The organism is Phenylobacterium sp. (assembly GCF_031181185.1).
In the GTDB taxonomy this organism is placed as follows: Bacteria; Pseudomonadota; Alphaproteobacteria; order Caulobacterales; family Caulobacteraceae; genus Phenylobacterium.
Genome location: NZ_JAPSKZ010000034.1, coordinates 1 through 12,774 on the forward strand (window position 1 = coordinate 1; position 12,774 = coordinate 12,774).

11 protein-coding genes are annotated in these 12,774 nt (G+C 67.6%); 6 read left to right on the forward strand and 5 right to left on the reverse strand.

Annotated elements, in window-relative coordinates; genetic code table 11:
- The 5 genes from RIF93_RS06255 to RIF93_RS06275 all read left to right on the forward strand — a co-directional run.
- Nucleotides 1–673 (forward strand): hypothetical protein (locus RIF93_RS06255; RefSeq protein ID WP_309089513.1); only part of this gene is annotated, 673 nt, incomplete at its 5' end.
- The gene (locus tag RIF93_RS06260) at nt 670–1,059 is read left to right on the forward strand and encodes a DUF6152 family protein (protein ID WP_309089514.1); all 390 of its coding nucleotides are present in this window, start codon (nt 670–672) and stop codon (nt 1,057–1,059) included. The genes RIF93_RS06255 and RIF93_RS06260, both read left to right, overlap by 4 nt.
- Nucleotides 1,060–1,100: 41 nt before the next feature.
- Complete coding sequence (locus tag RIF93_RS06265; RefSeq protein WP_309089516.1) at nt 1,101–1,598, forward strand: DUF6644 family protein; 498 nt, start codon at nt 1,101–1,103, stop codon at nt 1,596–1,598.
- A 101-nt stretch (nt 1,599–1,699) separates the two neighbouring features.
- Nucleotides 1,700–2,119: a DUF6644 family protein gene (locus tag RIF93_RS06270; RefSeq protein ID WP_309089518.1), complete on the forward strand. Its 420-nt coding sequence runs from the start codon at nt 1,700–1,702 to the stop codon at nt 2,117–2,119.
- A gap of 203 nt (nt 2,120–2,322) precedes the next feature.
- On the forward strand, nt 2,323–4,572 hold the full coding sequence (locus RIF93_RS06275; protein WP_309089520.1) for a TonB-dependent receptor: 2,250 nt from the start codon (nt 2,323–2,325) through the stop codon (nt 4,570–4,572).
- Nucleotides 4,573–5,343: 771 nt separating this feature from the next.
- On the opposite strand, the gene RIF93_RS06280 is transcribed toward RIF93_RS06275, so the two are convergent.
- From RIF93_RS06280 to RIF93_RS06290, 3 genes are all read right to left on the reverse strand, one after another.
- Nucleotides 5,344–7,563: a TonB-dependent receptor gene (locus RIF93_RS06280; RefSeq protein WP_309089522.1), complete on the reverse strand. Its 2,220-nt coding sequence runs from the start codon at nt 7,561–7,563 to the stop codon at nt 5,344–5,346.
- A 170-nt stretch (nt 7,564–7,733) separates the two neighbouring features.
- Nucleotides 7,734–9,131, reverse strand: coding sequence for a dihydrolipoyl dehydrogenase (lpdA, locus tag RIF93_RS06285; protein WP_309089524.1), 1,398 nt, complete (start codon nt 9,129–9,131; stop codon nt 7,734–7,736).
- Between the two features lie 36 nt (nt 9,132–9,167).
- Nucleotides 9,168–10,475 (reverse strand): MFS transporter, encoded by a 1,308-nt coding sequence (locus tag RIF93_RS06290; RefSeq protein ID WP_309089525.1) that lies wholly within the window; start codon nt 10,473–10,475, stop codon nt 9,168–9,170.
- Between the two features lie 251 nt (nt 10,476–10,726).
- On the opposite strand from RIF93_RS06290, the gene RIF93_RS06295 reads away from it, so the two are divergent.
- A complete protein-coding gene (locus tag RIF93_RS06295) occupies nt 10,727–11,071 on the forward strand; it encodes an NIPSNAP family protein (RefSeq protein ID WP_309089527.1) in 345 nt (114 codons plus the stop codon).
- Between the two features lie 13 nt (nt 11,072–11,084).
- Here RIF93_RS06295 and RIF93_RS06300 read toward each other — a convergent pair whose 3' ends face one another.
- Together RIF93_RS06300 and RIF93_RS06305 are read right to left on the reverse strand one after the other, a co-directional pair.
- The gene (locus tag RIF93_RS06300) at nt 11,085–11,741 is read right to left on the reverse strand and encodes a hypothetical protein (RefSeq protein WP_309089529.1); all 657 of its coding nucleotides are present in this window, start codon (nt 11,739–11,741) and stop codon (nt 11,085–11,087) included.
- 16 nt (nt 11,742–11,757) lie between these two features.
- Nucleotides 11,758–12,774, reverse strand: coding sequence for a bile acid:sodium symporter family protein (locus tag RIF93_RS06305; RefSeq protein ID WP_309089531.1), 1,017 nt, complete (start codon nt 12,772–12,774; stop codon nt 11,758–11,760).

Here is a 12,774-nt window from a genome sequence, read left to right on the forward strand (position 1 = left end):
GTGCGGCAGGCCTGTGTCGTCGAGCACCGTCGCGTCATTGAAGCCGATGGTCTCGATCCGCAGGGTGTCGCCCCGCCAGGCCAAGATTGAGGGTCGTGCGGTGGAGCAGGAGTTCGGCAGTCCGCCGCCGGACGCGCCTCCGCCGTCGCCCGACCCCCGCGATATCAACGGGTCCTATCAGCAGGTCGAGGAGAAGGACGACGGCTCGGTCTGGACCAAGGATATCGTGCAGCAGTGCGCGCCCGAACTCGAGATCGGCATGCGGGGCTACCCGGAAAAGATCGTGCAGACCCCTGGACGCATCACCTTCATCCAGGAGTTCAACCACATCGTGCGCCGGATCTACCTCGACGAGGATTTCCCCGCCCAGATCACGCCCTCCTACACCGGACACTCGGTCGGACGGTGGGAGGGCGATGTCCTGGTCGTGCGGACCCGCGGGGTGAAAGGCGTGCGGGTCGCTGCGGATCCCCGGTTCGCCACAGTCCGCGAGATCGAGGAACGCATCACCAAACAGCCTGATGGAACGGTGAGGAACCGGGCCAAGATCTTCGGCGCGGACGCCGCCGGCAAGGAGCTGGTCGCGGAGCGCAGCGCGACCCTGTTGTGGCGGCCCGACATCCGCCTCTTCGAATACATCTGCGAAGACGGCGCTGGAGTGGAGTTCAAATGACGAACCGGAAAATGCACAAATCCGTCCTGGCGCTCGCCATCCCGCTGCTCGTCTCCACGCCCGCGGCGGCCCACCATTCCGCCTCCGGCTACGACAAGGAACGTCCGGTTGAACTCACCGGTGTCGTGAAGCAGTTCCGCTGGGTGAATCCGCACTCCTTCCTCTACCTGGAGGTGCCCGGGAAGGGCGGCGCCAAGACCGTGTGGGAGATCGAGGGGCCATCGGTGATGATGCTGGCGCGCAACGGCTGGAAGAACACGTCCATCAAGCCGGGCGAGCGCATTCGGGTCCTGATCGCGCCGGCCAAGGGGGGGAGGCCCGCCGGTTCGTTCATGCGCGTGTTCCGTCCGGACGGCGCCGTCCTCGAGACCGGTCGCATCAAATAGCTTCGGCCCACCACCGCCGCGAAAGAGCTGGGGATCCACTCATGCCAGACATGACGGCCGCCGCTGATTGGCTCGCCGCGACCGGGCCGAGCATCCAGCTTCAGGCGACCACCTGGTCCGTCCCCTTGACCCAAACGGTTCACATCCTGGCCATCGCGGCCCTACTGACCTGTATCGCCATGCTGAATGCCCGCCTGGCCGGCCTGATCGGACGCGACGAGATTCTGGCCGATGCGGTGTATCGCTTCGGTCGGCCGTTGCCCTGGGCGCTGGCGGTGCTCTTCGCGAGCGGCGTGATCCTCGTCCTGGCCGAGCCCCACCGCGAGTTCGAGAACCAGCTCTTCTGGATCAAGATGGCGCTGGTCGCCGCGTCCGCCGTCCTGACCTTCATTGGCTTCCGGTGGGTGGCGGGGCGGCGTTTCGACGACCTGTCCAGGGCCGAGCGTGGCCGGCTGATCGTCTTCGCCGCCGTCTCCACCTTCCTGTGGCTGGCGATCGCCGTCTGCGGCCGGTGGATCGCCTACGTCGACGTCCTTTAGAAGAGCTCCGCGCCAGCGAGGACCCCGTGCCCGACTATCAGACGATCCTTCAGGCGATCCAAGACTCTCCCCCCGGCCAAGCGATCGCCAGCTCGCCCTGGATGTTTCCGACCCTCGAGACCGCCCACGTGGTCGCGCTGTCCCTGGTCGTCGGCTCGATCGCCATGCTCGATCTGCGCCTGCTGGGCCTGGGCTGGAGGACCCATCCTGTGGATCGGCTCGCACGGCAGATCCTGCCCTGGACCTGGTGGGCCTTCTCGGCCGCGATCGTCACGGGGGCTCTCATGTTCGTCTCGAACGCGACCCTCTACGGCGTGAACCTCGCCTTCCAGCTGAAGTTCGCGTTGATCGCGCTCGCCGGCTTCAACATGATCTACTTCCACAAGACGGCGTTCGCGCGCGTCGCCGAATGGGGCGGCGCCCTTCCCACGCCGCCGGCCGCCCGGATCGCCGGGGCGGCGTCCCTGGTGTTCTGGGCGAGCGTCGTCGCCGCCGGCCGCTGGATCGGCTTCACGCTCTAGCCCCACCGTCCTCAGACGGCCGCACCGCTTCGGCGCCCGTCACGGGCCCACCGCTGCGCCGGTCCGAGCCCGCATTGCGCGGGCGTTCCGTGGCGCCCAGGGACATTGAGGGTGCGGTGCACGCCCCTAACGTGCGGCGCGGGCAAGGTTCGTGTGGTCAGTCCGGATCGGGCCTCAACCAGAAGAACATCACGGAGGATCTGATGCGACCACGACTGCACCGCACGCCCGCCGCCTGGGCCCTACTCGCTTCGACCTGTCTCACGGCGCCGGCCTTCGCGCAGGGCGCCAGCCCGGCGGCTTCGGACCACACCGCCGTCGGCGAGATCGTCGTGACGGCGGAGCGGCGGGCGCAGCGGCTTTCCGACGTGCCCCTGTCGATCGCGGCCGTTGGGGAAGAGGAACTGCGGGACAAGCGGATCGAGGGGACTCAGGACCTTTCGCGCCAGATCCCGGGAATGAACTTCTTCCGAAACCGCCTTGGGCGCTTCAAGGTCACGCTGCGCGGCATCGGCGGATCGGCCGGGCCCGACATCTCCCAGAACTACAAAGTCGCGGTCTTCGTCGACGACGTCTACATCGATCGTCCCGCGAACATGGACCTGGCCTACTTCGACCTGAACCGGGTGGAAGTGCTGCGCGGTCCCCAGGGCACGCTCTACGGCAAGAACGCTGTCGCCGGCGCCATCAACATCTACACCAACGCGCCAAAGCCGACCCCCGAGTTCGCCGCCAGCGTCGACCTGGGCAATTACGATCTGCTGCAGACGCGGCTGATGGCCGGCGGCGGCCTGGCCGAGAACCTGTCCGGCAAGATCGTGCTCGGAACGAACTACCGCGAAGGCGTGTCCCGCAACATCACTACCGGCACGCGCCTGAGCCCCCAGAAGAATTATATGGCGCGTGGAGCGCTGCGCTTCACGCCTGGGGACTGGGACATCGTCCTCGCCGCGAACATGGAGCGGAACCCGGAGCAGGCCGGACGCGCGAACCACATCATGGGGTCGACTGGCCACATGCCGTTCGACGTCTATGGGCCCTTCTTCTCGCCGGACGATCCGTACGAAGTCACGAACGACCTTGATGCGCGCAGCGCGCTGCGCATCTACGGCGCCTCCCTGCGGGCGGTGAAAGAGGGACCCGACGTCACCTTCACCTCGATCTCGGGCTACAACGAATCCTACCTCTTCTTCACCTGGGACCCCGACGCGACGGACAGCCGAGTAACCGGGGTCAATTTCAATCAGACGGAGAACCAGAAGGCGCGCACCTTCAGCCAGGAACTGCGGCTGAACTCCACCGAGAACGGCGGCGCCTCGATGGGCGGCAAGCTCTTCTGGACCGCGGGCCTGTTCTACTTCCAGCTCGACGGCAAGATGAACTCGGTCGAGACGAATTCCTTCCCGGACCGGCAGGTCTTCGACGTGGAGCCGGGGACGTTGCTGAGCCAGTACCACGACATGGACGTGGAGACGCGGAACTGGGCGGCGTATGGCCAGGCCACCTACAACCTGACCGATGCCCTGCACCTCACCGCGGGCCTGCGCTACGACCACGAGAAGAAGTCGGTCGTCCAGAACGCGATCGGGGACGAGATCATCAGCGAGAACTACATCGACCTCGCCGGCTCGGCGTCGTTCGAGAAGCTGACCCCGAAAGTGACCGTCGACTACAAGATCGTCGACGACGCCATGCTCTACGCGACCTACTCGCAGGGCTTCCTCAGCGGCGGCTTCAACTTCGCGCCGGAATCGCCGGCCAACGCCAATCCGTTCGGCCCGGAGACGGCCAAGAACTACGAGATCGGTCTGAAGACCACGCCCTTCGACGGGCGGGTGATCTTCAACATCTCCGCCTTCTACGTGGACTACACCGACCTCCAGGTCGGCGTGATCAACGAGAACACCAATCTTCAGGAAACCCGCAACGCCGCGCGGGCGGTGAGCAAGGGCTTCGAGACAAACCTGGTGGCCGAGTTGACCCGGAACCTGGTCCTCGACGCGGCCTTCACCTACACGGACGCCCACTACACGAAATTCTGTGACGGGGTCTCGCAAGCGAACGCCGAACTCACGGGCGCGGCATGTGAGGCGCTCGGGGGCGAGGACCTGAAGGGCGAGCCTCTCGAGGGCTACGCCAAGCGGAACATGCGTGCCGGCCTGAGGTACCGCCATGAGCTGGGGAACCTCGGTAGCCTGAACTTCCGCGGGGACTGGTCCCGGCAAAGCAAGACCAACTTCCCCGGCTACACTCAACCCGCCTATTCGACCGTCGATGCGGGCATGGACTTCATGCCGCCGGACGAGCGCTATCAGATCGGCGTGTGGGTGCGGAACTTCACGGACGAGGTGTTCGTCACGGGATGCTCCGGCTTCGGCAACACCGACAACGGCGCCAACTGCACGATCAGCGATCCGCGCACCTATGGCGTGTCGCTCCGGTGGCGCATGTAGCTTTGGCCCGCGCGTCCGGGTAGCCGACGCGTCGAGCGCTGTAGTGATGGGCGGGGCAGTGATGCCCCGCCCTTTCGTTTTGCCGTTGGCCCGTGTTGTGGGGCGCACGCCATCGGGGGCAAGGGCGGGGAGGCGACCTTGGGCGCGCTCGGGGCGGGGCGCTTCGGCCAGCCCCGGGGCTTCAGACACGGCGGCCCGCCACAGGGGTTCAGGGATTTCCATCGACGGCTTGCAGGCGGAAGTCGCCCGGCTGCGGGAGAGCGGGGCGCTGGGCCGCTCACACGGCCTGGCGCAGCTGTTCGACCATCTGGCCAATCAGGCGCTGAGGGGGCGGCCCGTGCGCGAGGCAGACCTCGCCGCCGACGTGTTCGGGCAGGGTGGACCTCGCCGGCCACGCTTCGGTCCGCGTGTATGTGCACCGGCTCCAGAAGCTCGGAGGCGTTCTACGGCGACCGATGGATCCGACGAAGGCGCCGCTGGGCAAATACCGGCTGGAGCTCGTGGCGCATCCTCCGGCCACGCAGCTTGGTCCCGGCTCCATCTCGCCTCGGCGGCGATGGTCGGGACGCTGGCCCTCGCTTGCCGCCCTGCTGCTGCTCTTGGCGGCGACCCGGTCGCGCCCAAGACCCGCGCGAGAGGCCGGGTTCGGGATGGGCGGGGGGTGCAGGGCGCTCGGCGCCAGTCTAGGTGGAGGACGTCCCTGCCCGTCGCCGCCGTGGGATCCAGGGCGCGCGCGGGTCGAGGCGGCCGCAGAGCGGCCACCTCCGTATCCTAGCGGTAGTTCCAGGTCAGCGACACGCCGTAGGTGCGCGGATCGCCCACGCTGCATTGGCCGCCGTTGACCGTCCGGCCGAGGTTCAGGCAACCGGTGGCGTACTTCTCGTTGGCCAGGTTCTTGCCCCAGAGGGCGGCGGTCCAGCGGCCATCGGCCGTCCTGTACTGGATGCCGCCGTTCACGAGGGTGAAGGCGTCCTGGTAGTAGCCGGGGAAGTTGTTGCGGGTGTTCCGCGCCCAGTCCCCCCGCAACGTGACCTCCGCGCCGGACGCCATCGGAATGGCGTACTCGAACCCCAGGCGCAACGCTTCCGGATAGTAGTACTGCAGGCGGGCGCCTTCGTTATCGACGCCGCCCGCGGCGGCGCACTCGGCGCCCGCCAGATAGCCGTCCAGCGCGCCGGCGCAGTAGCGCTTGTAGCGCGCGTCCGTGTAGGCGTAGCTGAGGCTCAGGGTCAGCGCGTCCGTCGGTCGCGCCGTGACTTCCAGTTCGAAGCCCTTGCTCACGGCCCGGGCCGCATTCCGGAAGACGGCGATGCCCTGCTCGTTCGCCGTCTGGACCTGCAGGTCCTTGTATTTGATGTAGTAGGCGGACAAGCCCACATAGAGCCGGCGATCGAGGAGCGACTTCTTCACCCCGACCTCGAAGTTGTCGTCATACTCGGGGTTCAGGATCTCGGTGGCGGCCAGGGCGGCGGTGGCCGGGCCGGAATTCACCGCGCCGCTCAGGAAGCCCCGGGCGTAGGTGGCATAGAGGGTGCCCGTTGCGCCGAGATCGTACGACAGCGTCACCTTGGGCGACAGGTCCTTCCAGGTCTTGGCGATCTCGATGTCGGAATACAGCTCATCGGTCTGCACGGGCGCGCCGAACGAGCCGTGGACGACTTCCTTGCGCTCGACATTGTAGCGCAGACCGGCCGTCAGGCTCAGGGCTTCGGTGATGTCGTAGGTCGCCTGGCCATAGAGCGCATAGTTGTAGGCCTTGAGGTCCGTGGTCAGGACGTTGACGATCGGACTGACCGTCGGAATGAAGTCGCGTTCGGTGGTGTTGCCGTCCTCGTAGAAGAAGTAGGCGCCGGCCGTCCAGAACAGTCGGCCCCCCATGCTGAACGCGCCATCATCGGCAGAGGCGACGCGGAACTCCTGGCTGAAGGTGGTGGAGCTCTGCTCGTGGGTCTGGTGGAAGGTCCGCGCGCCGGGCGCCGTGCTGTCGCTGTTATCGAGGTCCAGCTGGTAGAAGCGGTCCGACCAGCGCAGGCCGCTGATGGAGGTGAGCGTCACGTCGGCGCCGTTGTGGATCGCCTTGAACGAGCCGCCCGCGAGCTCAAGGCTGCTGCGGTTGTCGTAGTCGTTGTAGACGTCCTGGACGCCGGGCGGGCCAAGATAGGGGCCGCGGCCCAGCACCCGGATGCCGGTGCCGAAGATGTGGAAAGCGCGGCCCGGCTGGTTCGGGTCCTTCTCGTAGTCGACCGAGCCGATGAAGTCCCAGTCTCCGGGGCTGTACCGCAGCGCGGCGCGACCGAAGAAGGCCTTGCCCCCGGTGACGTCGCGGCCGGTGGTGAGGTTCTCGCCGTAGCCGGAGTGGTAGTTCTGACCCAGTACGAGCTTGCCGCTCAGGTCCTCGCCCAGAGGGCCGGAGACCAGGAAGCGCGAATTGATGGTGTTGTAGTTGCCGATGTCCACCGCGGCCTTGGCGCGGAACTCCTCGCCGGGCAGGACCGTGTAGATGTTGATCGCGCCGGCCACCGCGTTCTTGCCGTACAGCGTGCCCTGCGGGCCGCGCAGCACCTCGATGCGATCGAGATCGAACAGCGCGGGATCCATGGCCCCCTGGCGCGCCAGGTAGACGTCGTCTAGGAAGACCGCCACCTTCAGATTGGAGGCGAGATTGTCACCGGCCGAGCCGCCGATGCCGCGGATGGCGATCTTGAACGAACCCAGGCGGCTCTGAGTCAACGAGATGCTGGGGACAAGGGTCTGGAGGTCCTGCGCCTTCAGCACCTGCTTCTCTTCCAGCGCCGCGCCGCTGACGGCGCTGATGGCCGCCGGCACGCTCTCGAGGGTCTGCGCCCGCCGCTCGGCGGTGACGACGATCTCGCCGACCGTCGAACTTGGCGAAGAGCCAGGGTTCGCCGGTTCGGTCGATTGCGCATGGGCGGCGCTCCCCAGGAGCGCGATCACGGGCGCGAGCCCGCCTACGACTAGCTTTCGAGACATCTTCCCCCTCGTTGGTTCTTCGCCATTGGCTCAGCGGCTCGGGAATCGGAGACGCGGCGAACGCAAGGGAGCGCCAACATCGGAAGCTTGCCACTGTCCCAGGGCGCCACGCGAGGGCGGAAGGGACGCTAGACACCAAGTGATCGGTGGTCAGCGCCCACTACAGGATGTCAGATGTGAAGTGCGCGACCATAGGCTGCCAAGACGCTTTCGTGCATCATCTCGGAAAGTGTGGGGTGAGGGAGTGTCGCTACTAGAAGTTGTTCTTCGGTCGTCTCGAGTTGACGGCCGATGACATACCCCTGGATGAGTTCGGTCACTTCGGCCCCGACCATATGCGCGCCCAACAGCTCTCCCGTCTCCTCGTCGAAGACCGTCTTGATGAAGCCCTCGGCTTCGCCGAGCGCGATCGCCTTGCCGTTGCCGATGAAGGGGAAGCGGCCCACCTTGATCCTGCGCCCGCTTTCCAGGGCCCGCGCCTCGGTGAGCCCCACGGAGGCCACCTGCGGACGCGCGTAGGTGCAGCCCGGGATGTTGCCTTTATCCAGCGGGTGAACGCCAGGGTGGCCGGCGATCGCCTCGGCGGCCACCACGCCCTCGTGGCTGGCCTTGTGGGCGAGCCAAGGCGGGCCGGCGACATCGCCGATGGCCCAGATCCCGGGGACGTTCGTCCGGCCATAGGGGTCGGTGTCGATGTGGCCCCGGGTGGTCGCGACCCCCAGGGCCTCGAGTCCAATGTCCTCCGAGTTCGGCACGATCCCGATCGCCACCACCGCGTGGCTGAAGGCGTGATCGGCGACCTTTCCATCGGACGTGCGGATCGCGGCCATGACCGCCGTTCCCGTGGCTCCGACCTTCTCGAGAGTGGCGCCCGTGAGGATCTCCATCCCCTGTTTGGTCAGGGCCTTGCGCATGAAGTCCGAGACCTCGGAGTCCTCGGCCGGCAGGATGCGGTCCACCGCCTCAACGATCGTCACCTTGGCGCCCATGTCGGCATAGAAGCTGGCGAACTCCACGCCGATGGCGCCTGAGCCGATCACCAGCAGGTCGGTGGGCATCTCCTTGGGCGTCATCGCGTGGCGGTAGGTCCAGATGCGTTCGCCATCGGCGGCGCCGAAGGGGAGCTCGCGGGCCCGGGCTCCGGTGGCGATGATGATGTCCCGGGCGGTCAGCTCGGTCGTGGCGCCGTCCTGCACGACGGCGAGCTTTCCGGGCGCCGTCAGCGCGCCCTGGCCTTCGACGACGGTGACGCCGTTCTTCTTCATCAGCCCCTTGACGCCGCCGTTCAGCTGGGCGGCGACCTTGCGGCTTCGCTGCACGATCTTGTCCAGGCTGAAGGACACGTCCTTCGCCGCCAGGCCGTAAGCGTCGGCGTGCGTCAGGTAGTGGTAGATCTCAGAGCTCCGCAGCAAGGCCTTGGTGGGGATGCACCCCCAGTTCAGGCAGATGCCGCCCAGGGCTTCGCGTTCCACGATGGCGGTCTTCAGGCCCAACTGGGCGGCGCGTATGGCGGCCACATAGCCGCCCGGCCCCGAGCCAAGCACCAGGACGTCAAACTCTTGGGACATTTTCCGTTCTTCCGGGGGTTCTCGACAGGGACGGGATCAGCCGCGGCCGGGGGCCGCGAGTTCGCGCTCGAGCGACCGGCTGGCGAGCCAGTAGCAGAGGGCGGGGACGAGGAAGATGAAGGAGGCGAAGAGCAGGACCATCCGGACGCTCTCGTCGCCGTAGCTCGGCTTCAGGATGTCCGAGATGGCGCCGAACAGAAGCGGACCGACGCCGAGACCGAGCACCGCCTGGACGAAGAGCTTGACGGCGGCGGCCGTGGCCCGGGCCGGCGGGCTTACCAGGCCTTGGACCAGGCCCCAGCCGGGGCCGAAGTAGAAGGCTTGGCAGCCGGCGACGAGGCCGAAGAGCAGGATGGCGAGCCGCCAGTCGCCGACGGTCACCGCGAGCAGTTGCAGCGGCAGGGCGATGAGGAGGGAGACCACCACCGGGGTGAGCTGATGGCGGGGACTACGGGTGGCGAACCGGTCGGCCGCCCAGCCACCGACGACCATCCCTACGATACCCAGGCCGCCGCTGAGTAGGCCGAGCCAGAGGCCAGTCTGACCCGGCGTGAGCTCGTGCGTCCGCTGCAGGAAGATCGCGATCCAGACGCCCTGACCGAACGTGACGAAGGCCATCACCGAACCGGCTCCAAGCATGAAGAGGTAGGCAGGCGAGCGGATGATCTCGGCGATTGCCTGGCCCACCGTGGCGCGCGGCGCGGCCGCGGCGGCGGCCTTGCCCAGCACCCGGCGTGGTTCAGGGACGAGCTTGAGCGCCACGAGGGCCAGCGCCACCCCCGGAAGGCCCACCACGAGGAACGCCGTCCGCCAGCCGTAGGCGTCGGCGAGGATGCCGCCCAGCACCATCCCGAGGAGCACGCCGACGGGCTGGCCCACGCCGAAGAAGGCGATGGCCGACGAGCGGCGCTCGGGAGGAACCATGTCGGCGATCAAGGAGTGTGCCCCAGGCATGCAGCCCGCTTCGCCCACCGCGACGCCGATGCGGCCCAGCAGCATCTGGGCGTAGTTCTGGGCCAGTCCGCAGAGCGCCGTCATCCCGGACCACAGCGCGAGGCAGACAGAGAGAAGGACGACCCGATTGGTCTTAGGATTGTCGGCCAGCCGCGCAAGCGGAATGCCCAGGCCGGCGTAGAAGGCCGCGAAGGCGAGTCCCGTCATCACGCCGATCTGGGTGTCGCTGAGCCCGAACTCCTTGGCGATCGGCTCGGCCAGGATGCCGACGATCTGGCGATCCACATAGTTCAGCGCATAGAACAGCATGAGCACCCACAGGACGATCGTGACGCGGCCCTGCGAAATGGCGGCTTCGGGTCGTTCGGCTTGGTTGGACGCGGTGGTCATGATCCCTATGGTCCGTTTTCGTCATTCGCCGGATGGCGTGTCCGCCGCGGAGCGCGACCTGATCGCATCCTGTGGGCGACGCTTCGTCCCGGCAGTGTCCCAAAGCGCCACGCCTGCCCGGCGTGGCGCGCCAAGCCAGTGCGGTCGGCGGCTTTCGGCGGCAGGGTCAGGCGCGCAGGATCCCGGACGGGACTCCTGCGCCGCCCGCCGCGGCGCGCCTCCGACCCAGGCGGCCGCTTCGCCGCCGCACGATGGAAGGTGACCTGATGATTATCGACCTGCGCCGCTACGAGGTCCGCCACGCGCGGATCAATGAGTTCCTGGACCTCTGGGAAGCCATGGCGCTGCCCGTCCAGCTGCGGTTCCTGCAGCGGTTCCGGGGCATGTACGTCGTCGACGCGGGGGTGGTGAACACCGTCGTCCACATGTGGGAGTACGACTCCCTCGCGGAGCGGGAGCGGCGGCGCGCCGAGATGGAGGCGTCGGAGCCCTGGAAGGCCTATCGAAGCCGACTTTCGGAGCTTGACGCCCTCATCCGGCTGGAAAGCACGATCCTTCGGCCGGCGGCTCTTATGGATCGTCTCCCCAAGGCCTAGCGGGCCGCCCGCGCTAGGGCGCGAAGCAGTAGATCAGGCCCTGGCCGCCTTGACTGGACATCCCTTCCTGGCTGCAGCCCGCGTCCGAGAAGTGGGCCGAGTTCCAGGACGTGCCCGTCGGGTTCTCGGCGGGGCCAGAACGGTCATGGTGTCCCATGCGGACAGAGCCGTCGGTGCTCGACGTGTAGTTCTTGCATGTCCGGTCCTCGCCGGGCGGATAGGCGCGGCCTTCCGCCGTTGAGCCCGTGATGATGTCGTGCCGGTTCGGCTTGTCGCCCCTCCCGTTCACGACCCGACCATGCTCGTCGAGTGCGGTCGCCTTGGTGAGGTTGTTCGACCCGTGCAATTCTTCCAGGTCCCGAGCGATCATCACCCCCTTGGCGTTATGCCACGGGCCCTTGCCGATGCGGTCGCGGGCGTCGACCGCCGGACGGCCCGGTTCCTCCTGGGTGCTGAGGTAGGCGCGCCAGTCGGTGCGACGCGATCCGGCCGCGGCGGCGAGCGCCTGGCAGTGACGATCCGCGCCGGCCAATCCCCCCAGATCGCCGCCGCGCCCCGGACCCGCATGCGCGACGAAGAAGGTCATTGCCGGCGCCGGAGGTTCGGCGCCGGCCGAGCTGCACGCCAGGGGCGCGAGAGCGATCAGACCAGCGAGGATTGTGGCGCGCATGGGACGTCTCCGGAGGTTAGGCGCGGCGACCCGGCGTCGCCGCGACGACGGACTGGGAAGGCGCCGGGACCGCGCGGCGGGCATAGCGCTGCGCGAGGACGGCGCAGGCCATCAGTTGGATCTGATGGAAGAGCATGAGGGGCAGGATGAGGGGCCCGACCACCGCGGCTGGGAAGAGGGCGCCGGCGATCGGCACGCCCGAGGCCAGGCTCTTCTTCGATCCGCAGAAGACGATGACGATCTCATCCTCGACGGAGAAGCCGAGGCGCCGCGCGGCGAAGGTCGTGATCGTGAGGACGAGGGTGAGCATGACCGCGCAGATGGCGAGCGTCCAGGCCAGGTCGAGGGGCGAGTACCGACGCCACAGACCCTCGACCACGGCCGCGCTGAACGCGGTGTAGACCACAAGGATGATGACGCTGCGGTCCACCTTCGTCAGGAGGCTCTTGTAGCGGTCCAGCAGCGGCCGGAGCAGCGGACGGCACAGGTGGCCAGCCAGGAAGGGCAGGAGCAGCTGGCAGACGATCTTGGTGACGGCTTCCGCTGAAAGTCCGCCGCCCTGCCGGCTCAGGAAGAGGCCGACGAGGATCGGCGTGATGACGATGCCCAGGAGGTTGGAGGCCGAGGCGCTGCAGACCGCGGCCGGGACATTGCCGCGGGCCAGCGCGGTGAAGGCGATGGAGGACTGCACCGTCGACGGCATGAGCGTCAGGAGCAGGATGCCGGCCCCGATCGTGGGATCCAGGAAGGGTCCGGTGGCGGCGCGGGCGGTCAGGCCGATGATCGGGAACATCACGAAGGTCCCGATGAAGACGCACAGATGGACCTTCCAGGCGCCGATGCCCTGCAGGATGGCTTCGCGGGAGAGCTTGGCGCCGTGCAGGAAGAAAAGGACGCCGATAGCCACGTCGGTGAAGACATCCGCCCGTACCGCCCACACGCCGCGGACTGGTGCGAGGCTGGCGAGCGCGACGGCGCAGACGAGAACGGCCAGGAAGCCGTCGATCGGGAGCCGGAACCGGGGCAGGGCCAT